At 50.6% G+C, this 22,723-nt stretch carries 19 protein-coding genes and 2 tRNA genes; 13 read left to right on the top strand and 8 right to left on the bottom strand.

The window, feature by feature from the left end; genetic code table 11:
• Positions 1–325 precede the first annotated feature (325 nt).
• From CVU77_05235 to CVU77_05185, 11 genes are all read left to right on the top strand, one after another.
• Positions 326–724 carry a hypothetical protein gene (locus CVU77_05235; GenBank protein ID PKN01499.1) on the top strand — a complete coding sequence of 133 codons (399 nt, stop codon included), beginning with the start codon at positions 326–328 and terminating at the stop codon, positions 722–724.
• 943 nt (positions 725–1,667) lie between these two features.
• Positions 1,668–1,741, top strand: a tRNA-Pro gene (locus CVU77_05230).
• Positions 1,742–1,812: 71 nt separating this feature from the next.
• Positions 1,813–2,487: a hypothetical protein gene (locus tag CVU77_05225; protein PKN01498.1), complete on the top strand. Its 675-nt coding sequence runs from the start codon at positions 1,813–1,815 to the stop codon at positions 2,485–2,487.
• Positions 2,478–2,768 (top strand): acylphosphatase, encoded by a 291-nt coding sequence (locus CVU77_05220; protein ID PKN01497.1) that lies wholly within the window; start codon positions 2,478–2,480, stop codon positions 2,766–2,768. The genes CVU77_05225 and CVU77_05220 overlap by 10 nt, the downstream gene beginning before the upstream one ends.
• A gap of 19 nt (positions 2,769–2,787) precedes the next feature.
• On the top strand, positions 2,788–3,645 hold the full coding sequence (locus CVU77_05215) for an RNA polymerase subunit sigma (GenBank protein PKN01496.1): 858 nt from the start codon (positions 2,788–2,790) through the stop codon (positions 3,643–3,645).
• Between the two features lie 20 nt (positions 3,646–3,665).
• A complete protein-coding gene (locus CVU77_05210; GenBank protein ID PKN01507.1) occupies positions 3,666–4,187 on the top strand; it encodes an adenine phosphoribosyltransferase in 522 nt (173 codons plus the stop codon).
• A gap of 37 nt (positions 4,188–4,224) precedes the next feature.
• Positions 4,225–4,298 (top strand) — tRNA-Arg (locus tag CVU77_05205).
• Positions 4,299–4,309: 11 nt separating this feature from the next.
• Complete coding sequence (locus CVU77_05200; protein ID PKN01495.1) at positions 4,310–4,975, top strand: PHP domain-containing protein; 666 nt, start codon at positions 4,310–4,312, stop codon at positions 4,973–4,975.
• Between the two features lie 3 nt (positions 4,976–4,978).
• Positions 4,979–5,629, top strand: coding sequence for a hypothetical protein (locus tag CVU77_05195; protein PKN01494.1), 651 nt, complete (start codon positions 4,979–4,981; stop codon positions 5,627–5,629).
• Complete coding sequence (locus CVU77_05190; GenBank protein ID PKN01493.1) at positions 5,626–6,984, top strand: hypothetical protein; 1,359 nt, start codon at positions 5,626–5,628, stop codon at positions 6,982–6,984. The genes CVU77_05195 and CVU77_05190 overlap by 4 nt, the downstream gene beginning before the upstream one ends.
• Positions 6,985–6,990: 6 nt before the next feature.
• The gene (locus CVU77_05185; GenBank protein ID PKN01492.1) at positions 6,991–9,195 is read left to right on the top strand and encodes a glycoside hydrolase; all 2,205 of its coding nucleotides are present in this window, start codon (positions 6,991–6,993) and stop codon (positions 9,193–9,195) included.
• Positions 9,196–9,984: 789 nt separating this feature from the next.
• Here the strand turns inward: CVU77_05185 and CVU77_05180 are convergent.
• From CVU77_05180 to CVU77_05145, 8 genes are all read right to left on the bottom strand, one after another.
• Positions 9,985–11,628: a hypothetical protein gene (locus CVU77_05180; GenBank protein PKN01491.1), complete on the bottom strand. Its 1,644-nt coding sequence runs from the start codon at positions 11,626–11,628 to the stop codon at positions 9,985–9,987.
• Positions 11,625–15,215, bottom strand: a complete 3,591-nt coding sequence (locus CVU77_05175; GenBank protein PKN01490.1) for a hypothetical protein — start codon at positions 15,213–15,215, stop codon at positions 11,625–11,627. Before CVU77_05175 ends, CVU77_05180 begins: the two co-directional genes overlap by 4 nt.
• Before the next feature lie 324 nt (positions 15,216–15,539).
• On the bottom strand, positions 15,540–16,670 hold the full coding sequence (locus CVU77_05170) for a hypothetical protein (GenBank protein ID PKN01489.1): 1,131 nt from the start codon (positions 16,668–16,670) through the stop codon (positions 15,540–15,542).
• A 100-nt stretch (positions 16,671–16,770) separates the two neighbouring features.
• Entirely contained in the window at positions 16,771–17,010 is a 240-nt protein-coding gene (locus tag CVU77_05165) for a hypothetical protein (GenBank protein PKN01488.1), read from the bottom strand.
• Between the two features lie 12 nt (positions 17,011–17,022).
• Positions 17,023–17,727 (bottom strand): hypothetical protein, encoded by a 705-nt coding sequence (locus tag CVU77_05160; protein PKN01487.1) that lies wholly within the window; start codon positions 17,725–17,727, stop codon positions 17,023–17,025.
• The gene (locus tag CVU77_05155; protein ID PKN01486.1) at positions 17,727–19,154 is read right to left on the bottom strand and encodes a hypothetical protein; all 1,428 of its coding nucleotides are present in this window, start codon (positions 19,152–19,154) and stop codon (positions 17,727–17,729) included. The genes CVU77_05160 and CVU77_05155 overlap by 1 nt, the downstream gene beginning before the upstream one ends.
• A complete protein-coding gene (locus CVU77_05150) occupies positions 19,151–19,576 on the bottom strand; it encodes a two-component system response regulator (GenBank protein PKN01485.1) in 426 nt (141 codons plus the stop codon). Before CVU77_05150 ends, CVU77_05155 begins: the two co-directional genes overlap by 4 nt.
• 32 nt (positions 19,577–19,608) lie before the next feature.
• Positions 19,609–20,730 (bottom strand): diguanylate cyclase response regulator, encoded by a 1,122-nt coding sequence (locus CVU77_05145; protein ID PKN01484.1) that lies wholly within the window; start codon positions 20,728–20,730, stop codon positions 19,609–19,611.
• A gap of 265 nt (positions 20,731–20,995) precedes the next feature.
• On the opposite strand from CVU77_05145, the gene CVU77_05140 reads away from it, so the two are divergent.
• Both CVU77_05140 and CVU77_05135 read left to right on the top strand, forming a co-directional pair.
• A complete protein-coding gene (locus tag CVU77_05140) occupies positions 20,996–21,733 on the top strand; it encodes a hypothetical protein (protein ID PKN01483.1) in 738 nt (245 codons plus the stop codon).
• 43 nt (positions 21,734–21,776) lie between these two features.
• Positions 21,777–22,721, top strand: a complete 945-nt coding sequence (locus CVU77_05135; protein ID PKN01482.1) for a hypothetical protein — start codon at positions 21,777–21,779, stop codon at positions 22,719–22,721.
• The last annotated feature ends 2 nt before the right edge of the window (positions 22,722–22,723 follow it).

Here is a 22,723-nt window from a genome sequence, read left to right as displayed (position 1 = left end):
CTTTTTCCGACGAACTCAAAGGTTTCAAGTTTCATTGACACTATTATACTTTAGTGCCAAATCTTTTACAATCACCTAAAGTTTTGGATGAAGTTTTTAAGAAAACAACTAAAGTGAAAGAAAACGCTGAAAAGAATCTGCAGAACACCCGCGAGCTTTTTGAGTCGTATTTGCAGAGCGTCTTTGCCAATCAGGGGGATGGGTGGGAAGAGAAAAAAATTGGAGATGTGTGCAAAGTAATAGCAGGGCAATCTCCGGCATCTTTAAGCCAAAATGACCTCAAGTGGACAAGAAATCTACTTTTGCGACGGCAAGGCGGATCGCGATGAGACACAAAAGCTATGCCATAGCGGCACTCTACAAATATTCTTCGCCTGACTGGCCGGGCATGGACAAAGTGGTGATAATGGGCTGCGGCCCCGGCGAAATAGTATGTTGCGGCACGCTCACCGAGGCGCGGGCGGCCGTAAAAAAAATAAACGCGGAGAAATACTTGCTTTCGCCCGGCGAAGAGGACAGACCAGAATATATAATACTCACAGAGTACGACGCCACCTATCTTGCCACCGGCCGCCATATCAACGACGACGATTACGATTGGTCCAAATGCAGTTGCCGCAAATCGGGATCGGACAATAATCCGTGTCGCAACTACTGCGAGATTTGCTGGGTATTCAAAGCAGACGAGGATAAGCGCTATGCTTTAAAGCACCGCGTAGGCTGAGTGTGCCGGGAAGCACCGGAGTAAAACAATACTGAAAAAATGCGGGACGGCAGGATTTAAAAGAGGACCGGGGCCGGGCATGCTGGGGATGTGCCCTGTCCCCAAAAACCCACCACAAACAGCCGGCGTCCTCATTTTCGCGCCTCAACCGACAATTAATTGTCCGCCCAAAATTTTTGCAGCGGTTTTTAGCATGAATTGGCCCCGCGCCTCGCGTTAGTTCCAACCACACCCCCATTTTGCCCCGCCAGAATTTTTTGTTATAATCTTGCCGTCGGCGAAGTGTGCCGGACAACGATGACTTTGACAACGCGGTTTAAGAAGCGCAGAGGGTCGACCCGGGCAGCGGTTTTCGTACCCGGGACGAGCGCCTGATTGTGTCCAACATTTGTCCAACAATTCTGGCTGGACCCCCCGATTTTTTGAGTTTCCGGGAAATGTCATAAAGCATCAAAAAACGGCGCACGAAAAGATTTTCTCCGACGGAAAACCGCGATAAAAAGTTCTTGAGACGCAAACACGGGCCTATAGCTCAGTTGGTAGAGCACCTGACTTTTAATCAATATGCCAGCAGGTTAATGCTAAGTAATGCTGATTTTGAATTATAACCCCGCACTACCCAATTAAGCATCATTAGTTGTCCTTAGTCAAGGTTCATAGAACACAGCCCGCCACTTTTTGAAATCACCGCCCAAAAATGTATAATTTCGCCGGTTCAAGGGATGGATTTGACTCTTTGAAATCCGTCGGGATGCGGTCGGGCGGCAGGCGCAAATTGGTTAGCGCGCTCGTTTTGATGGCCTGTCTGATGATTATCTGATGGCAGCGTCAAAACGCGGTGTTTTTTTAACGTTTCACGAGGTTCCGGAAAGCGTCATAAAGAAATGGCCTGCGGCGGGTTTCTCGACGGAAAAACGAAAATTTATATAGTCGAACGTGAAATCGGGGCGTAGCGCAGCTGGTTAGCGCACTCGCTTGGGGTGCGAGAGGCCGGTGGTTCGAATCCACTCGCCCCGAAATTTTGTTCTGCCGGTGGCCATGCGCCCGCCGTTGAAGCGGAAATGACCGACGGACCGGTATTCTAAACGATGAAAGCGGCCACGATACTGCTTCTTTTTTTTTGCGCCGTGACGGCGCGGGCCGTGGAAAACTACGAATATTTCGGACGGTTTCAGTCGCTTAGAGGATACACCGGCGGAATAATAAATCCGAATGCGGATATTCTTAGCAAGAAAAAGATTTCGCTGGGCATCAACAAGTTTAATGTCGGAGTTCTCTGGGGCATTACCGACGGCATAGAGACGGGAGTCCATTTTAATCTGCGGAATATAACGCCTTTCACGGCGTTCGATTCCGAAAATCTGGGCCGCAAAGCCGACGAGATATCTTTTGTGTCCAAAGTGCGGCTTTTCGACGAGCGGGATTACGGATTCGATTTTGCGCTGGGGCACCGACGTTCGGTCGTATACTGGGTTCTGGAACGTTATTTCCCTGAGTTCTACGACATTACGCTCTCGGGCGGAATTATGGTAAGATACCGAGACGATCCCGGCAACAAAACGAAGTTGTTTTTTACGTTGCACCGGACGCGGGCCGGACACAGATTTATATACGATTTCGACGATTCGGATTCGTCCCAGAATATCGGCTGGCGTTTTCTCCTTTCGCCCGATGTTTCTTTGGATCTTTTCCTGACTGATTTTACGCGCTACAGCGGTTTTTTCGACAACTTCTATTTTGGCGCGAGTATAATATGGCTGTAAGTCGTTTGTCGTTTAAGGTCGCAGGAATGGTTCAGGGCGTGGGTTTCAGATATTTCCTGCGCGATACGGCGGAGCGTTTGGGAATATCGGGATGGACCGCCAACAGCTCCGACGGAAGCCTGGAAGGTGAAGCAGAAGGGGAAACCTTACGGATGGAGAATTTTCTTGAAGCGCTTGCAGCAGGGCCGGCCGGCGCCGTAGTCAAAAAAGTGTCGACATCGCCTTTGTCTCCGTCGGAAAAACGCGCGGAAAGTTTTGAAATAAAAATGCGGCAGGGTTGAGGAGCGTTCCGCTCCGATAATGGTCATGATAGATCCTTTTCGTCTCTATATCCAAAAAATTGCCGGGATTCCTCATCTTAAACCGGAGGAAGAAAGAAAATTATGGAGCCGGATAAAGAAGGGCGACGCCCTCGCCCGACGGAAACTGACGCTGGCTTATCTGAAACTCGTCATTCCCATCGCAAAGCGTTATTACGGCGCGGCGGGGATGGACATACTTGACGTCATCGAAGAGGGTAATCTTGGTTTGATGCACGCCGTGGAAAAGTACAAGATAGGCAAGAGGGTGAAATTCTCCACGTACGCCACTTACTGGATTGAGCAGGCCGTAGGGCGCGCCGCCGAGGAACAGCGACGCACAATAAGAATCCCGCCGCACATCTGGCATAAAATAAAAAAATGGCTGAAGCAGTGGGAAAAACTGAATCTGAAATATGGCCGCCGCCCGAGCTTAAAAGAGATAGGCAAGGCGCTTAAGGTAAATCAGGCCGAAGTCAAAAAAATTCTTTCTGCTCTGGATATGAGCCGTCAGCAGACCTCTTTCGACGCTCCCATAGACGAGGATGAAAGCGTGTCCCTCGGAGATACCCTCGCTTCCCCCGAAAATGAGTCGAAGAATTATCTGGAAGGATTGGACGCAAACGCCAATCTGGAGGAAGCCCTTGAAGTTTTGGAGCCGCGCGATAGAAAGATAGTGACGTTAAGATACGGCCTTTACGGCGGGAGAAGCCATACTTTGGGTCAGATTGCCGACAAAATAAAGGTCTCGAAGGAAAGAGTAAGACAGATACTCGACCGCGCCGACAAGAGAATGAAGTCGGCCATCAAAAGAATCAAATTCAAAAAAACTCCGGTGTCGTCGTTACCGCCCGGATGATTTCAGGCAATGGAGAAAAAATGGCGCAATTTAAATTTGAGGATTACATCAGAGACATTCCGGATTTTCCCAAGCAGGGCATAGTTTTTAAGGACATCACGCCCCTTCTGGCAAATCCGGCCGCGCTTAAAAATACGCTCACCGCTCTCGCGGAGGAATGGCGCGGAAAGAAAATAACCAAGGTTGCTTCGATGGAGTCGCGCGGTTTTATCTTCGGTGCGGCAGTCGCGGCCGAACTCGGCGCGGGATTTATTCCGATAAGGAAAAAAGGCAAACTGCCTTATAAGACGATAAGTCAGGAGTACCAACTTGAATACGGCACGGACACTCTGGAAGTGCACGCCGACGCCGTGTCTCCGGGCGAAAAAATTCTTATCGTCGACGATGTCCTTGCCACGGGCGGCACCGCGCGCGCCGTCTGTTCCCTGTTAGAAAAAATCGGCGGCAAGGTCGAGGGACTCGGATTTTTAATCGAGTTGACATTTTTAAAACCCCGCGAAAAACTTGAAGGTTATCGCGTGGAATCGTTGATAAAGTATTAAGCCGGCGCGACGAAAAACCGCTGCGGCATCTCATCAAGCCCCCGTAGCTCAACTGGATAGAGCTGCTCCGTCCTAAGGAGAAGGTTGGCGGTTCAAGTCCGTCCGGGGGTAAATATTCGACAATGTACATAGACCTGCACACACATTCGTTTTTTTCCGACGGAGCATTGCTACCTTCGGAACTGGTGTCGCGCGCCGTGTCGGCGGGATATGACGCCGTAGCCCTGACCGACCACGTGGATTTTACGAATATGGATTTCGTGATTCCGCGAATCCTGCGCGTGGAAGCCGACCTGTCAAAATACTACGGGATCAAAGTCATTGCCGGCTGCGAAATTACATATGTTCCGCCGGCTCAAATCGGCAAGGCCGTCGGTAATGCCCGGCGCCTCGGCGCGCGAATTGTCGTAGTGCACGGCGAAACTCCCGCAGAGCCGGTTCCGGCGGGAACCAATCGCGCGGCCATTATGGCCGGCTGCGACATTCTGGCGCATCCGGGATTTATATCAGTCGCCGACGTTAAACTTGCGGCTTCCAGAGGCGTGACGCTTGAAATAACGACTCGGATGGGTCACAAAAGAGGCAATCGGCATGTTGCGAAACTTGCCCTCGCCGGACGCTGCGCTATGGTGCTTAACACCGATACGCATACGCCCGAAAATCTGCTCGACGCCGCGAAAATCCGCCGGACGTTGGCGTCTTCCGGATTAAAACCGGCTTATTACGAGGTGATGAAGAAAAACTCAGCCGCTCTTGCGCGGGCGGCGTTCAGGAAATCGGGAAAATAAATTATGGAATTCGAAAAAAAGCTTCGGACCGCCGTCGTGGCGGCGTATCATTGGATTAAGGACAACCGGCAGATAGCCGCTACGGTTGCCGTGACGGTCGCGGCCGTTGGGTTTCTGGCGTATTTTGCCGTCTCGCGGCATAACCTGGGGGTGATCCGCGCGTCCGAAAAATTTTCGTCCGCGCAGGGGATGTATTCCCAGGGGATGACGGACCGCGCCGGCGGCATATTTACCGAAGTGATAGCGCAGTACCCGCGAAGCGAGCCCGCTTCGCACGCAAGAATCAATCTTGCCGGAATCAAGCTTGCCCAAGGCGATTACGACGGCGCGCGTGAGCTGTCCCGTGCGGTATACACATCCGGCAGGCCCAAAACGCTCAGGCCGTTCGGCCTCTACTTGTCTGTCTTGGCCCTGGACGAAAAACGCGATCCGTCGGCGATTGCGGAAGCCGAGTTGTTTGTGGAGAAATATCCGGATCATTTTCTGACACCGAGGGTTTACGAAAAACTCGGCATGATGTATGAAAAATCCGCCCGAATCGACGACGCCCGCAGAACTTACGAACGGATGGCGGTTCTCTATCCGTCCTCGACGTGGGCGGCGCGCGCAGTCGCCAGGATGTCGGCCGCAGGCGGCGGAGCGCCAAAACAATGAGAAGAATTCACGCCGGAATATTATCTACGGTTGTCGCGGCATTATTGTGCGCCGCCTCGATGTCCCCGTTGTCGGCGACCACTCTGATAGTGGAAACCGACATGGACTTAAACGGCATATCATATTCCAATCTTGACTATAACAATATTACTTCCACCGACGCGGTTTCATTTTATTCGCAGCGTTTGCGTCTTGGCGTGGGGGGGAAATTCGCCCCCGGCGTGGAGATAATGGCGCGCATCCAGTCGCTGGGCGTAGTCGGTTCGACGTCCACGGTGCTTCCGACGTCGCTGGCCAGATTCAGAACGCATCCGTATCCGAACATATCCGCAATACCGTTTGTCGAGCATCTATATTTCAAACTTACGGAGTTCGACGGCTACCCGGCCGTCTTAACGATAGGCAGACAACCTTTCGACGTGGGCGACGGACTTTTAAGCGACAACTCGGCCGGGCTCAACGCGCTTAATCTTAAGGTAAATTATCCGGAAAAGCTCACCGCCGACATATTCACCGCCAAAGTATCCGAAGGGTTTTACGCCGATTCCGATTTCGACGTTTACGGTCTCGATCTTTCCTACGCTTTGGACAAGGACAGAATAATTCTGGTTTATGTCTCGGAGCAGGACTCCACCGGCACTCTTTACGAACGCGGAATCCCCGCGCCTACGTCCAGAATAGTAAGAAATTTTCTGAAGATGGGACTAAAGCGCAGCGATGAGTTCGGCGAATATCACGCCACTTATGCCCGCGGCTCCGGCGAAATAAAACTTGCCGACGACGCCGGCGCGGTCGGGCTCGACAGTTACGCATGGGAACTTTCGGGCACGCTGCGTTCCAAGTACACAAAACTCGGCGAGGCATCGGCGGGTTTGTTCATCTCTATGTTTTCCGGCGAGGACGACTCTTTGTCCACCGGCGATAAGGATTCCGAATTCAGGCCTTCGCTGGCGCGTCGTTACAACGGGCTTGAGCCCTACGGACACGGACGGCTTTTCGGAGCGGCCTATAACTCGGCGGCTATCGAACTGCCCGAAGGATATTCCGGCATAAATACCGTCGGGATACATTTTGATTTTTCGCCGTTTTACCGTTGGACTTTCGGCGTGGACTATTTTCTGTTTTCGTCGTCGGAACATCCCCTCCGGCCGCTTTCGGAAGCGTCAGGTTTTGAGCGTTTGCTCGGCGCCAAATATTCGCTGGGCGCGGAAATGGATCTCAGCGTAAAATGTCAGCTCTCTAAAAATCTCTCCGCCGCTTTCGGATATTTCCGTTATACGCCGCCGCTGGAAGTGTTTTGGGAATTCAAAGAACCTCTCTCCAAATACGCGCTCGACTTCAGCGCGCGTTTCTAAAAAATAATGCCCGCCCTGCGTCTTGCTTTTCTCTGGCATCAGCACCAACCCTGCTATAAAAATCCGATAAGCGGATATTATGAAATGCCTTGGACGCGCCTGCACGCCGTTAAGGATTACTACGACCTTGCAGCCATCCTCGACGATTTCCCCGCGATAAAATTCAACATCAACCTTGTGCCGTCGCTTATGCTGCAGCTTGAAGATTATGCCTCGGGCGGCGCTCGCGACAAAGTCATAGAAGCCACGCTGGCCGATGCTTCCTCCCTGTCCGCGTCGGACGCGGTTTTCATTCTGGAGAATTTTTTTATGGCCAATTACGGCACCATGGTTGAGCGCCATCCCAGATACGCGGAGCTTCTTCAAGCACGGGGCCGCTCGACATCGCCGGCAGATATTAAACGCGCCGCTTCCGGATTCAAGAAACAGGACTGGCGGGACCTGCAAGTGTGGTTTAATCTGGCATGGACCGATCCTTACTGGCGCAGAAAAGACGCTTTTATCGACGGGCTTTTCAAAAAGGGGAAGAACTTTACCGAGGAAGAAAAGTCGACTTTAATAAGAAAGCATCTTGAAATTTGCGGAGCGGTAATTCCGAAACACAGGGATTTACAGACGGCCGGCCGCGCCGAAATATCGACCACGCCGTTCTATCACCCCATACTTCCTCTTCTTTGCGACACGGACACAGCCAGAATGTCGATACCGTCGGCGCAGTTGCCCGCCAACCGTTTTCGCCGTCCCGAGGACGCGCGGGCGCAGATACTCAAAGCAGCGGATTTCTACGAGAGCCGGTTCGGAATCCGTCCGCGGGGTTTTTGGCCGTCCGAGGGCAGCGTGAGCGAAGAAGTCGCCCTGATGTTCGCCGATTGCGGCGTTCGATGGCTTGCCACCGACGAAGAAGTGCTTTTTAGATCCCTTGCGGCATCAATGTCCCCGACGGATTCCCGCGCCGCCATTTACGAGCCGTGGCGAATGGATTCTCCGTCGGGCGGGCACATCGATATGTTTTTCAGGGACCACGCTCTGTCGGACGCCATAGGTTTTGTCTATTCGGGATGGTCGCCGGCCGCGGCGGCTACGGATTTCATGAAGCGGCTCGACGGTATAAAGAAAAACCGTCGCGGCGGCAATCCGCCTTTGGTAAACGTGATTCTCGACGGAGAAAATTGCTGGGAATATTACCCCAACGACGGCGAAGATTTCCTTCGGGAGCTTTTGGGACGCATATCCGACGATAAAGACATAGAAACGGTCACATACTCGGATTATCTCGAAAGCCATCCGGCTTCGTCCCGGCTGAACCGACTTCACGCCGGCTCCTGGATTAACGCAAATTTCGCCATATGGATAGGCCATAGCGAAGATAATGCCTCGTGGGACCGTCTTTACGAAGCCAGAGAGTTCATTGCCGCCTACATCCGAAAAAACCCCGGCAATGAGTCCTCGGAGGCCGTAAAAGAGGCGATGGAGCACCTTTACGCCGCCGAAGGAAGCGATTGGAATTGGTGGTATGGCGACGACCACGGTTCCCAGCAGGACACCCTTTTTGACTTGCTTTACAGGTCGCACCTCAAAAAGATTTACGAAGTTCTCGGTTCTGCCACGCCCGGCAATCTGGAAATAGCCATTAAAACCGGCCGCCGTACCGGACCTCCCATACTTGAACCCGCCGACTTTCTGAGCGTAAAAATAGACGGAGCGGCTACGAATTACTACGAGTGGCTCTCGGCCGGATTTTATCAGACGGGACTTGCCGGCGGATCAATGCATCAGGTAGAAAATATTATAAAGGCAGTGCATTACGGATTCGATTTGAATAATCTTTATATCAGAATAGACACTAATCTGCTCAAAGAGCCCGCAAAACTGGACCAGTGCGAGTTTTGCGTCAAATTTCTTAATCCCGAAGGTTTGAGTGTCAAGATTTCATTCGATTCCCGCAAGGCGCTTAAGAGATACGCAGTGGAAAGACCATCTATGGCCGCTATTATGCTTGAAGGCGCGGATGCCGAGATGCTCGCGGCGGCCTCAAAGGTCGTTGAGATGGCAGTGCCGTTTGAATTTTGCGGGACGTCGAGGGGGGAAAAACTCGATTTTGCAGTCATTCTGCTTCAAAACGGTAATGAACTCGAAAGATGGCCTTACCAAAGAATTTTTAGCATAAAACATCCCTCCGAAGACGACTTTAGTAACGTCTGGTCTGTTTGATTTTATTTTTTCCGGCTTTTCCCCGACACCTTTAACCCCCTCAAGTGCCCGCCCTCAGAGGTTCTGCCGCAGTATAGGCACATCGCGCCCATCCCGCCGGCCATCGGGCAAAAATGGTCAAAAAATCCAAAGGAAATGTAAACTTAAAGTAAAACTATAAAATTATCCGAACCAAGGGTAAATTTTGAGTGCTATTAATAAATACTTCAAGTAGTTTATACGTTACACATTAATATTATAGAACCAATCGGCAATATTAGTTATATTTGAAAGTAATTTGTTTTCTTTGCTTTAATGCCCAGTCGTATAGCATAAGTTAACATAATATACATTATGGGAACCTGTGAAAAGGGTAAAGAACCGAAAAAAACGACCCACGGGCAGTAAAAAAATGTCGATATTTTGGTTGTTCGACGGAAGTTTCGATGAGGTAACTTAAAGTATTACTTTAATTAAGGCGGTGTGGACATAACAAGTAGGATGGTCAAAATTTGTGCGTCTATCAAAACATTCCTGTATATCCGAGTCGCCTGGCAAATCCTCGTTGTAAGAATAATGAGCGTACAAAAATAGCATTAAACCGGCCTAAAAATGAAGTATATGGCGCCCAAAAGGCGCAATCCGGAGTAGAAATAGTCCATTTGAAGAGGCCACGCTATATATCGAAAAACCCGCAAAAACTACCATTGTGATGACTTCCTGTATTATTTTAAGCTGCGGCAGGGTAAATCGGATGTATCCCAATGGTTGGCCGGCGTATGTAGAGCGTATTCGTCGATTAGTGCGATGTCAGAATTTCATTCGGAGGCGTGTTTCGATGATTTTTTCGCCGTAAGAAGTCGTTATCCCGCTTGCGGCAGTTTGCTCATAGTCGCTGGAATTGTACGACATTGATAGTGTTTTATCGCCGGCATCCGCAAGTTTCAGGAGCGCCTCTCCGCCGAGATTCCGTCTGTTTAATACGGTGGCGGAACTGCGCCTGTCGGTTCTTGTGCCGGTATAGAAGCCCGCTATTTCCACGTTGCCGGGACTTCTTGCCAGGGCTCTGATGGTAAGGGTGGTCGCGGTATCTTCGGCAGGATTGGCATCGTACTTGTCGGATGTGGCGCGCCATCCTATCGTCGGCAGGAGTTTCCACGCGCCCGCAGTTTCAAAACCGGCGCGAAGGGATATATCCGCGTATGTGTTGTTAAAGTTGTTAATGGGGGCGGCGTGGTCGCGGGTATTGTTGGTTTCTAATGTGACCGCGGGCCGCCATTGGCCGCATATCAGGTTGATTCCGGCCCCGGTCGTCGCCACGTCGCGGTTTAGAGTTTTTGGAATGTCGTCGGAATAACTGGTTCTTACCGAATGCGACAAGAAGAAGTTGGTCTTTCCGGAAGGGGCTATCGTAAAAGCTATTTTGGGTATGGCGGCGCTTTCCGTGTATGCAAGCGCGCCGTTTAAATTGTTACGCAGTATTTCATAAGACAAATCGGTATCCAGCCAGGGGCTTGTGTTCCACAGCATGCGGGTTTTGGTTACGGCGCGGTCTCTGGCCGCCCATCCGGCCAATGTGTTGAATGATGAGCCGACCACTTCATATTCCCCCTCAGCCCTTAACGCCGGTTTTCTGTATATGGTTTTTATGCGCCAGGCCGTATCGCCTTCGCGTTTGGCGGATTTTTGATCTTTATAATCCGACGAGGCGAACTCACCCTCAAAAGTAAATCTGCCCGTCCCGAATGTTCCGTCGAATCCCGATACGGTATTTTCCTCCCGCGCGAATATCGACGTGTCGTCGGTCACGCTTGATTTGTCGTCGGATGATGATACGTAGTTCGCGCCTATTTTCAGGCGTTCGGCGAATGAGCTCTCGATTCTTGCGCCCTGCGCCGTCCTTGCGTATGAAACATTGTTTTCCCCCTTGGCTGTGCGGCCGTAAACGGGGATTACGGCGGTGTGTCCGAATGTCAAAGTTCCGACAATGCCTTCTATGTTTCTGGAAAAAGTGTACTTTGAAAAACCCACGTAAGAATCGCCGAATATAACGGAGTTTTTATCGCTGCGGTCGTGAGCGGAAATAAAATAATTCCTGATTTCAAAATCGCGGCGTGCGACAGCGCTGTCGGACGTGAGGCGGGCGGCCGCGCCGGCCTTAAGAGATGTTCCGCCGTCGGTCTTCCTGAAATATCCGATTTTGAGATTTTCTTCGTGAAATAAACCGTCGCGCAGTACGGCCTGCTCGGTCGATCCGGAAATCATATTGGAATATATGCGGCTCTCCAAGTTAAACTTAAAATCCGAGGCCGTTACCGACGATGGAAGAATTGCCATCGCGCCGACCGCGCCTATAGTCGCAGCTATGAGTGATGAGACGACAAGAGACGCGGCGGCATTATTTGACAGCGTCTCGCGGCGGCGATTTCGGTTGAGATTAGTTTTTTTGTTCATCTGATATTTCTCGTGCCGTCGGGCTGATATGCCCAGTCGAAAGTCATCGCGGTGGCGTTGCCATAAATATCTAGCGTATTGTTTATATAAGTAATTCTGATTTTTGCATAATTTCCATTTTGACATTTCACTACATAAGTGCGGTTGACTACAGCATCAACTTCTGATGCATACCCCAATAGTGGCGCTTCGGTAACTGAATCTAAAGAAACAGTGCCATAATCATAGATAGTACCTCTAAGTTGAGTAAAGTTTGGAATGCCGACAAAATCCAAATCATATTCGCCATTGACACTTTCCCTGCCGGAATGAAATGAAAAGAATGCGCCGGTTGTCCAGTGATTGGTTAAAACCTGCCCCGTGCGAACGGGAAGCGCTGTGGGGGTAATCTCGCCGCCGCCATCCGCGACTACGTCGCCGCCTCCACCCGATGTCACAACAATACCCGTCGGACTGTCCATCGCGGATGTCGCCGCCAGTCCGAATACGGGAGTGCCGGAGTAAGAATTAAGTTTCCACCTTCCTCCCGATTTTTCCATTCTGAAAGTATTTGCGCCGCTCCGTCCGCCGACGATTTTGTTTGCGCTTGTGTCAAACCACGACCGCTCCCATCTCACGTCGGCGACGGCCTGTTCTCTCGACGGCGCTATCGTGATTTTGTCCGTGTATATCTTCATTCTTATTGCGTCAAATCTTGCGAAGTCGGCGCGAACGGCTCTTTCCATCGTCGTATATCCGCCCAGAAAATTCTCGGATACGCCGCGCATAAAAGCAAACGGGGACTCGGACTCATAAGAGGCGATGATATCGTCTATGGCTTCTTTAACGTCGCGCGACGGGTCTTCCGTCGAGTAAAATATTTCAACGCCCTGACCGAAACGAGGGTATATGACGAAGTCGTCGCCTCGCGCCGAATTTATTTTTAATTTTATTTCCACAGACCTGTTCGGGACAAGGTCTATTTTTCCCTGGAAATTTTTGCCGCTTAACGTCAGCGCGCCTTTTTTGAAAGTCGCGCCGCCGTCGAGGGAGATTTCGATGTCGCGGGCGTTCTGGGGCTTATCCACGGTTCCTCTTATCTCGATGGAGTCGGATTGTCTTTCGGTTCTGTAAACGGTAGTCGCGCCATAACGGATGTTCTCGATTATCTCGCGGTTATCTATATATAGAGTTTCCACTCGCGCCGGCTCGAAGGCCGCGCCCGCGGACCATGCGATTTTGTATATTTCCCCTTTGGCATCGGCTATTTTTTGACGGAGGTTTCCTGTCTCGCCATCGCAATAAAAGTTACGGCGATCGTCGGAAAAATATTCGAAGTTTCCTTTCTTCGCGAGTGTCTGGCTAAGTTCGCGCTCAAGTTTGTCATAGTCGAGCTGCGGCCGTTTCCCCTTGGTAAAGTAAGGCGCGGTGGCGGGGTCGGTGGGAAGTTCTTCCGGTTTTCCGGAATAGACCGCAAGCATTGACGACTTTATCGCTTCGACCCGGGCGAGATAACTCACAAGACCGGTCTTGACGGTATTTTCTTCTTCCTTGTATTTTTCGAGATATTTTTTCCAACGGAAAAGGATATCGCCGGCTGTGTAATTCTGCGGGCCGTCTTTTTCTTCGGTGCCTTTTATGAGTTTGTCAATGTCTTTGATATTGTCGCCGAATTTGTAATATCTGAAAAACCTTACTATCGCCGGATAGCGGGCGTATTTGTCGGCGCGGTAGTTGACTATCAACTGAAGCGCGATATAATTCTCTTCTATGGCTTCGAGCGTCGAGCGGTATTTTTTCGCGTCGGCGGAAAGTTGGGTCAGCCGCTCTTCGAGTCCCTTGAGAGTGTTTCGCTCCGCCACGCGCGATGTCTTCTCTTCAAAGTCCTTTTTCGCGGCGGACAAACGCGCGGCAATCCCGTCGGCTCTGTCGGAAATATCTTTGCGGTCGCTTTCGGCATCCGATGCGGCGACCTGCGCGGATTTGATGGTTTTTCCCGCATCTTCGAGACGCTTTATCGCGACGGCGTAATCATGGCCGCCGCTGACGTAACGAGGGATGTCGGTTTCGGGCATATATTGTGCGTCGGGAACGCTGCCGTATTTTTTATTGTAATGACGGAGGATTTGAAAATTCTTCTTTGCGTACTCGTTGATTTTGCCGGCGATGTTGTTGTAATCGCGTGTAACGGATTTTTGATAATCGTTATATTGCGCGTCGGCGGAGTCGAAATATCTTTTCAATCCCTCGGCTTCCGCCTTCGCTTTGGGAAGTTCGTCGAGGAGTTTTTTCAGATGCGCCAAGTACGCTTCTATCGAGCCGTAGTCGCCGTCGGCCAGCGCTTCGCGGTCGTAAGCCACGTAACTGTATTGCGCTTTCGGCGCGCTGTCGCGGAGTTTTTCGTAAAAAACCGTCGTTTTGCTCGTCGACGCGGCCTCATCCCGCACGGTGGCGTAGAGTTCCTTATTTATCGCGCGGGCTTCTTCGTGGTGTTTGAGGGATTCCGCGCAGACATTCTCGTAAATGGCTTCGACCTGCTTGGTGAATTGCGCGTATTTTTCGTCGAGGATTTTTTGTTGCGCTCGACGCCATTTGGATGCGTCATCCTCGGATAAGTTAGCAGGGGTTTTAAATGCGGGTCCCCTTTTGTTCACTGCGCGAAGTCCGGCCGCCGAGCGGACTGCTTCGTAAGTTTCTAAAGAAACCTTGCTGTCGATGAGTTTGTCGGAGACGGATTTTATTTCGGCGAGTTCGGGGCCCATATCTATGACCGAGGCGTCCGTGATGCCGTCTTTCATCTGGTTTATCGTTTGTTTTCTTATGGTTTCCTGGCGGGCTTCTTCGGCGGCTTTTTCCTTTTCCATATCCGATTTCATCGCAGCGTAGAGGTCATCGGTTTTTTTCTGTTCTCCGAGAATGGACTTGCGTCCTTCGAGCGCGGTTTCGAGTTTGGATATTTCGGCGACTATTTTGCCGCGTTGCGCTTTCGCATCGCCGTGCAGTTTGCGGAAATTTTTCCCCTGTTCGGCAAGTCCTTCGGCGAAACCCTTGAACATAAAATAGTTATATTCGTTGGAACCCTCGTCGAGTTCCTTGCCTTGGCTCGTCGCTTTGTCGCTTTTCGCCCATGAAACCTTTTCCTGCCCCCTGAATTGAGACTTTTTGAAGGCGTCTTCCGCCGAGGGCGATAGTTCGCCGGGTTTGTCAAGTTTATATTCGAATTTGATGTCCCACGAAGCGGAGTTGACTTCGTCCACGATTTTTCCCAGCAGAAAATCTTTTATCGTTTTGGGCGGCGACGATAATGTCATTGCGGTGTCGTATCCGACCTTGACGGCGACCATGGTTTTTTGGACGTTGGCTTTGCGCTCGGCTTCGGCGGCGGCTTTTTCAAACGCGCCGGCCGCGGTGTAATTTTCGACGATAGAAGTGTTCGCTTCGGTGAGTTCCCGACGTTTCGCGGCGAGTTGCGATTCTATCGCGGCGGCCTCGTTTTTCAACTTGAGCGTTTGCGGCGACTCATAGGCCGAAATGCCGGACGGGTTCGAAGTCAGAAAAAGCGCTGCCGTCAACGATAGCGCCGCGGCCTTAAAAGATAAGTTTTTCATTTTTTAGGTTCTCCTTCCATCCACATTGGCGGGTATAGTATCAAAAAAAAACCGCGAAAAACATAATGTGTTAAAAATCACAGGTGTCCGGTTAAACTATTCCTAAAGTATTCCCCCTTAACAAAGGGGGTAAGGGGGTTGTAGTGTTCTCCTTTAACGAAAGGGCAACAACCCCCTTTTATTCCCCCTTTGTTAAGGGGGAAGTTTTCAACTCTATCCCCCTTTTGCGTCTTTTGCATCCCGCTGCCTTGTAGCGGGATATAAGAGGGGAATTATCACAGGTGTCCCTTTGTCGGGGTTAGGGGATTGTTGTATTCCCCTTTTTCAAATGAGGAACAATCCCCTTGCGGCGATGGCTTTTGGGAGCGCGGCGTAGAATCCGATGGCCTTTATGACATCGGCAAGAGCGATACTCTCGTTGGCTATGTGGGCGTGTTCTTCTTTTCCGGGACCGAATCCTACCGACGGGATGCCGTTGTCGCCCATCGTATGAGAGCCGTTGGTGCAGAAAGGCCAGGTAATGACCTTGGGGGCGGTTCCGTAGGCCTCTGTGAATGCCCGCGCGGACGCTTTAAGAAGCGGATGGCCCGCGCTTATGACCCACGGGCTGTAATGCTTCACGTATTCGATTTTTGCGACCGAACCGCAAATCGCGCGGATTTCCCTCTCAACGCTCCGTCGGGTTTCGGTTTCCACGGTGCGTCTGTCGATATAAAAAACGCAGTTTTCGGGTATCGTGTTAATTGAGGCGTTTGTGGTTTCCATGACCGTGACTGATATCACGGGTTTGCCGAGTGCGGCGGATTTATATTTCTTGTTGAGCGCGGCGATTTTGCCCACGAGTTCGGATGCTCTGTGAGCGGCGTTGACGCCTTTTTCGGGTATGCTTGCGTGAGCGGATTTTCCTCTTACGGATATTTTGAATTCGGTGCGGCCTTTGTGCCCTCGTATGACTTTAAGGTTCGAGGGTTCGCCTATAACGGCAAAATCCGGAATGAACCTGAGTTTTTTCGTTATAAAATCGAGCCACTGCGTCTCGCCGATTTCTTCCCCGGCCGACGCTGATACCATAAGGGTGAAACCGTCTGCCCTCGCCGATTTTTTAAGCAGCGCGCCGGCGTAGACCATCGCGGCGACGGAGCCCTTGTCGTCGCATGCGCCGCGTCCGTAGAGCAGTCCTTTTTTGATGACCGGGACGAACGGGTCAGAGCGCCACAGCGCGGGGTCGGCTATTCCGACCGTGTCTGTGTGGGCGTCGAAAAGAATTTTTGTCCCCCGCCCGTCGCCGATTCTGCCGACGACGTTGTTGTACGAATCCGAACTTACGGAGTCATAACCGAGACGACGCATTTCGCGCGCCGCGACGGCGGCGGCCTTCGCCTCGCATCCTGAATAGCTTTTGGCGGAGACGAGGCGTTTAAGAAAGTCGACGCATTTTTTTTCGTAAGAGTTCATTTTTATTTCCGGTAAATACCCGCGTTGAGCGGTGTAGTGACAGGTAGCGGCCTGCCCCTGCTTATTTGTCGCGGCGGCCCGCCCTGGCCGCGCGACGGCGTCAATCCGGCGATTTTTTGAAACGTTCGACCCTGTCGGCCGCTTTGTGTTCCGCCCACGATGCAACCCGCTTGGCCCAATCCGTGCCGTGCCGGTTTTCCATCCACATCAAAAGAATTCGTTTCTCCTCTTCAAGCAGGCGCATTTTGCGCGCGTCAAACGCGCCCCTCAAGGCGAATACCGAAAGTGTCCAGAGCACGCCCGCTGCGATCCATAGAGCCGATTTCAGTTTTTTATTCACGCGCGAACCTCGCTATTTTGTCCGTCTGACGGACTGTTTTTTCGGCGGGCGCGGCGACTTCTCATCGTAAAGCGACTTGACGGGGTCGTACTCGGGGTCCAGCGACATAATATAAATTATTTTTTTTGCTTTTGAGTCGTAAATTTCCATCACCGGCCCCGTCGGTAATTCTCGTTTCCTCGCGTGATGATTGATTGCCGGATATACTTTCATTATACCCGCGATTATGCTCAGTTTCCCCCTCAACGGAAACTCCGCGACAAGCGCGGGAGTTTTGGAAAAGCGCTCCACTCTGAAATATTTTTTGGCCGCGGCGGCTTGTTTCTCGTTGTCGACGATGAAACCGGCTATCCACCGGAGATTTGCCGGAGCGACTTTGCGGGGGTTGTCGCAGTAATAACCGAAAGCGGTGTCGGCTTCAATCTTTTCAAGAATCAATTTTTCGTAAACGGCGTCCATCACATCGCCCGCGTTTTTGTAGGCGCCTTTGCCCCGCGCGTAAACGAGCGTGAACGGTCCGGCTTCTTTTTCTTCTACCCGTACGCCGGCGAAAAACCCCGCCCGCGCCATAACAAGTATTCCGGCCAGAACTACGGCCCCCACCGACCACAACACGATACGCTTGAGCATAAAACCTCCCCTCAATATAAGCTCAAATAGTATAGCATTTTTGATATGGCGGAGGGCTGTTTCCGATTGGTATCCGACGGGAGTCACTACTTGATATCGGGTATGGTAAACACAAAGCGGCTTCCGCGCGGAGGGTTGTCCTCGACGTGTATGGTTCCCCCGTGGAGTTGCACAATGGAACGGACAATCGCAAGTCCCAGTCCCGTGCCTTGCTTTTTTGGGGCATTGACCCGGTTTGCGCTGAAAAATTTTTCGAATATTTTTTCTTTTAAGTCGTCGGGTATTCCCATGCCCGAATCGGAAACGGAAAAAACGGTGTCGCGGCCGCGGCGGGTTATTTCAAGTGTGACGGCGGTATTCTGCGGCGCGTATTTGAGCGCGTTATCTATGAGGTTTCTGAGTACGCGCTCCAACATTTCTCCGTCGGCGGTTACTTTGGCGACGGCGGGTTCGGAGCGTATGGCGAATATGACTTTGGCAGATTCAAAATCGAATTCGGCCGCAGCTTCGCGGGCCACCGCTTCCGGATTTATCTTGGCCATTACGGGTAGATGCATACCATTCTCTATTTTGGTTATGTCGAGATAATCGGATATGAACTTGGCCATTTTTTTTGTTTCGGACGCGATGATATCAAGGTATTTGTCTTTTTGAGCGCCGCTCAGATTCAAATTTTTGTTGGATAGAGTTTCGGCGAAGCCGCCTATAAGAGTCAGCGGGGTTCTTAAATCGTGTGCCGCAGTGCTCAGAAACTCGCTTTTTCGCTCGTTGATTTCGGTGAGTTTTTGATTGACGTCTGAGAGGTTATGATATGTTTGGGCGAGTTTCATCGCCATCGCGTTGCATTCGCGCGCGATGACGCCTATCTCATCGCGCGAACTCACGGGGATAATCTCCGTTAAATCGCCGTCTCCGATTTTCATCATCGCGGTTTTCACTTTTTCAAGAGGTCTTATTATCCTTCCGAGGATAAAATACGATGCGATTAATACCGTCAGCAGCGCCAATCCCCACGTTACGACTATGTTCCGTTTGTCGTCTTCCAGCGCCTTGTGGTAAGACATTGTGGGGAAGCCCGCGGCTATATAGCCGGCTACTTTACGGGTATCGTCATAAATCGGTCGTGAGACATTGTAAATGCGGCGATGCCTGTCGGTGAGGACGATTTTAGGGTCGTCCGACGCGGGCAATCCGAGGTTGTTTTGAAAATTGCCCGCCTGCGTTATGATTTCCTTGTTCTTATCGAAAAACGCCACGTAGTCGACATCGGGCTCGGCCATTATCATTTTTGCCAAATTCCGGAGGCGGTGGGGCGAGTTGATGCAGTGGTCGCTTAGGGCTCCGGAAAACGCCCATATAACGGTGTGCGTTTTGGAGATGAAATTTTTTGCAAGTAAAGTTCTCGTATAACGAAGGCGGAAAGAAAGCCCCACCGAGAGCGCGATCAATCCTATCAGGAATGTCGCGCCGACCAATTTTATCCTTATGGATAATAATTGCGGGACGATGTTCACTTGTCGAGCGGCGCGGCTTCGTTATTTGTCGAGGCGCGGCGGTGTTTCTCGGAAACTTTCATGACGTGTATCAGGAAATCGCTCATATTCAGGGGCTTCGTAAAATAATAATCGGCTTCGCAGTCAATGAGCCCCATGACTTTGTCGAGCGGCTGGTCTTTGGCGGTGAGCATAATTATGGGAATGCCCGAAGTTTTGTCGTCGGCTTTGAGTCGGCGGGCGACTTCGTAACCGTTTATTTTGGGAAGCATCACGTCGAGTATTACGACGTCCGCCTTTCTTTTTGCCCCCCTGAGTTTTTCAAGAGCGTCCTCCCCGTCGAAAGCTACTTCCACGTCGTATCCGCTTCCGCGCAGGTTTACCGACAGAAGCTCGACCATGCCCGGTTCGTCGTCCACGATAAGAACATTTCCCGCTTTCATAATGCCTCCCGCCGCCAATATTTGGCGAAACCTCAGTAGTTCGTCACGCGTCTTTTGTCTTTGACGTACCGGCTTTCGCCGGCGACGAACGACTTGGCGTAATTTTTCATCTCCGCGGCCTTTTCTACGACTTCGCCGTAATGCGTGAATTCGCCGTGTTCGTTGGTGACGACCCCTATCGAAACCGAAACGAGCGGAAATCTCTGGATTTTACCCTCCCGATTCAGGGTATTCACGTATTTTTTCTCGCGAGTTTCCTCGTCGTAAAACCGCGGTACGCCGGCGTCGAAAGCCGCGATTACGGCCCTGGCCGCGGCATCCACGTTGTCCTGCCCCGTGATAAATACGAAATCGTCTCCGCCGATGTGTCCCGTAAAATCGTCTTTCGTGCCGTGGATATCCAGGACACGGCGTATGATGTCGGCCGTAAACTTTATCAGTTCATCGCCTTTTACGTAGCCGTAAATATCGTTGTAAGGTTTGAAATAATTTATGTCGAGATAGGCGAAAGCGAACCGTCGGCACGAACGCAGTATTTCCGAAACTCGTTCGCGTATGGCGGGGCTGCCGGGGAGCGACGTCAGTGGATTTGCGGTCAGGGCGGCTTCGGAGCGGGCTATTATGTTTTTGGCTTTAAGCATAAGTTCTTCGATAATAAAAGGTTTGGTGACGTAATCATCCGCGCCGTTTTTTAAGCTTGCGAGCTTGTCGGATATCTGGCATTTGGCTGTTAGCATCATCACCGGTATTGTTGCGGTGTCGGGGTTTTCTTTTATGTTTTTGAGGACATCAACGCCGTCTCCGCCGGGAAGCATAATATCGAGTATAACTAAGGTCGGCTTTTCTTCGTGTATTTTGTGGAGGGCTTCCGAACTTTCGGACGCGGTTTCCACCGCGAATCCCCGGCGCTCAAAGTTTAACGACAGGCACTCGAGTATGCCGGGATTGTCGTCTACTATAAGAATCTTTTTTTGTGTTTGCATATACCCTCGCGGGAACGCCATTGTTCTTGCAAGTTTCCCCACTCTGGTCACAATGTAACAGAACGGTTTTGAAAAGTCAAGGGGTTGGTCAAAAGTCACGAACGGGAATTTTTGCTTTTCTCGTCGGAAAAAATGGGGGGGGGGGGGGGGGGGGGGGGGGGTAGAGTGCATCTGTTAATACGGCGTTTTTGCGCCCTCGCGCGCACTCTTTGCGGGAGGTGCGGAGTCAAGATAAAATAAATAAATCCGCATCCGCGGGCGGCTCTCCCGCCGCTGTCCGTTTGCGCGGACAATAATTTAGAAAAACCTTGACTTTCGGCCTGATATACATTATAACACTGGAGAAGTATTCTGACCGACGGCAATTTGACGACGGGACGCGCACAGTGAATGTCCGATTGGAGATTTCTTGAAATGTTGATTTTGGAGGGTTGAAATGGCCAAGATACTTGTGGTTGACGACGAGGAAAACCTCGCCCTTCTCCTTGAAACAATCCTGAAGGCGAAGGGATACGAGGTGGAAACCGCCTATAACGGCAAAGAAGCGGTAGAAAAAGCGAAAAACACGCCATTTGATCTCTGCCTTCTGGATATCCGCCTTCCGGACATAAATGGCGTCGAAGTTTTTCTTAAACTCAAAGAGATATCCCCGACGATGAGCGTGATGATGATGACCGCATACGCCGTAGAGAATCTTATAGAAGTCGCCCTCAAAGAAGGCGCCTACACATGTATTCATAAGCCGTTCGACATAGAATGCCTTTTGATGCTGATAAAAGAGGCGTTAGAGTCCAAAAAAAGAATAATTCTGATAGCCGACAGCTCGAAGGAAACGAGAGAACAGATAAAAGATTTTCTTTTGGAAAAACATTACACCCTTTTTGAAGCGGGCACAGGCGCAGATGTCATCGAAAATGTCAAAAAAGTGAAATTCGACGTCATGCTTCTGGATTACAAACTTCCCGACTTAAACGGTATAGAGGTTTTCAAAAAATCCAGAGAGATAGACCCATCCATAGTGGTCATAATACTGCTTGACAAGACCATAGAACACCTCTGTGAAGACGCTTTGAAATACGGCTTTTACGGCTGGCTCCCAAAACCAATAGACAAAGATTCTCTTATTAGGCATATTGAAAAAATATTGGGCAAAAAGAAGCGAGGGGTTAATTAGTGAAATAGGGATACTCAACGCCTCGGGTGACGGCCGGATTGCGATGAAATCGCAAATGCTTTCGGGTGATATGGTTAAAAAAATCTTTATTCTTGTTACCGTGTTTTTAATTTCCCCCCCGACGGACGTCTTTTCGGAACAAGAGACAATACCTGTGATATTTTCGTTGAATTTGGACGCGTATCATAATACTTTTGACGGCTTCAAGAATATTCTGGATGAAAACAAGACACCCGCGCAGATATATAAATTCGACATGGCTAAAGACACGCCTGATGCGATTTTATCCTGGATACAAAACAATAAACCGCCCCTTGTTTTTACCGTCGGAACAAGAGCTTTAAAGTTCGCCAAAGAAAATGTAACGGACATACCAATTGTATTCGGAGCCGTTCTTGACCCCGCCGCACTGAAGTGCGCAAATATCACGGGCGTATCAATGGACATACCCGTTGATATAATGCTTGCCGAGATTGAAAGAATATTCCCCGACAGAAAAAAGATAGGAGTTTTATATTCACCCAAAACGGCGCATTTATACAAGGAACTACAGCAAAACTGCGAAAAGAAGAATTTTCAGCTTATATCGAGGATGGTGAAAGTTGGCGGAGAACTGCCCGACGCACTCAAAGAGATTTCATGGAGGATTGATTTTCTCCTAATGATTCCGGACCCCGACATATATTTTGCCAAGTCCATTGAGTATCTTTTGATTGAGGGCTTGAAGAAAAGATTCATCGTTGTCGGGCTTTCTTCATTTTACACAAAAGCGGGCGCATTGGTTTCTTTTGAGTGCGATTACAGGGATCTGGGAAATCAGGCCGGGGCGCTCGCTTTAAGGTTGCTCAATGGAGAAAGCCCGGCGGCTACAGGGTTTTTAAGGCCGAGAAAGTTAAGGACTTCGTTCAACCTGATAACAGCGGAACGGCTGGGCATTAAAATCCATCGGTCGTTTATAAAAGAGGCATCTGATGTCTTTGAGGAGTGAAA

This window comes from Elusimicrobia bacterium HGW-Elusimicrobia-1 (assembly GCA_002841695.1).
Lineage (GTDB): Bacteria > Elusimicrobiota > Endomicrobiia > PHAN01 > PHAN01 > PHAN01.
This window is presented reverse-complemented; position numbering and strand designations above follow the sequence as displayed.

Excerpts from the sequence above, each read along its gene's own strand:
- CVU77_05180 (PKN01491.1), bottom strand. The coding sequence starts at position 11,628 with ATGAACAAAAAAACTAATCTCAACCGAAATCGCCGCCGCGAGACGCTG.
- CVU77_05200 (PKN01495.1), top strand. The coding sequence starts at position 4,310 with ATGTACATAGACCTGCACACACATTCGTTTTTTTCCGACGGAGCATTG.
- CVU77_05150 (PKN01485.1), bottom strand. The coding sequence starts at position 19,576 with ATGAAAGCGGGAAATGTTCTTATCGTGGACGACGAACCGGGCATGGTC.
- CVU77_05190 (PKN01493.1), top strand. The coding sequence starts at position 5,626 with ATGAGAAGAATTCACGCCGGAATATTATCTACGGTTGTCGCGGCATTA.
- CVU77_05210 (PKN01507.1), top strand. The coding sequence starts at position 3,666 with ATGGCGCAATTTAAATTTGAGGATTACATCAGAGACATTCCGGATTTT.
- CVU77_05170 (PKN01489.1), bottom strand. The coding sequence starts at position 16,670 with ATGAACTCTTACGAAAAAAAATGCGTCGACTTTCTTAAACGCCTCGTC.
- CVU77_05140 (PKN01483.1), top strand. The coding sequence starts at position 20,996 with ATGGCCAAGATACTTGTGGTTGACGACGAGGAAAACCTCGCCCTTCTC.
- CVU77_05175 (PKN01490.1), bottom strand. The coding sequence starts at position 15,215 with ATGAAAAACTTATCTTTTAAGGCCGCGGCGCTATCGTTGACGGCAGCG.
- CVU77_05235 (PKN01499.1), top strand. The coding sequence starts at position 326 with ATGAGACACAAAAGCTATGCCATAGCGGCACTCTACAAATATTCTTCG.
- CVU77_05145 (PKN01484.1), bottom strand. The coding sequence starts at position 20,730 with ATGCACTCTACCCCCCCCCCCCCCCCCCCCCCCCCCCATTTTTTCCGA.
- CVU77_05215 (PKN01496.1), top strand. The coding sequence starts at position 2,788 with ATGGTCATGATAGATCCTTTTCGTCTCTATATCCAAAAAATTGCCGGG.
- CVU77_05195 (PKN01494.1), top strand. The coding sequence starts at position 4,979 with ATGGAATTCGAAAAAAAGCTTCGGACCGCCGTCGTGGCGGCGTATCAT.
- CVU77_05135 (PKN01482.1), top strand. The coding sequence starts at position 21,777 with ATGAAATCGCAAATGCTTTCGGGTGATATGGTTAAAAAAATCTTTATT.
- CVU77_05220 (PKN01497.1), top strand. The coding sequence starts at position 2,478 with ATGGCTGTAAGTCGTTTGTCGTTTAAGGTCGCAGGAATGGTTCAGGGC.
- CVU77_05225 (PKN01498.1), top strand. The coding sequence starts at position 1,813 with ATGAAAGCGGCCACGATACTGCTTCTTTTTTTTTGCGCCGTGACGGCG.
- CVU77_05185 (PKN01492.1), top strand. The coding sequence starts at position 6,991 with ATGCCCGCCCTGCGTCTTGCTTTTCTCTGGCATCAGCACCAACCCTGC.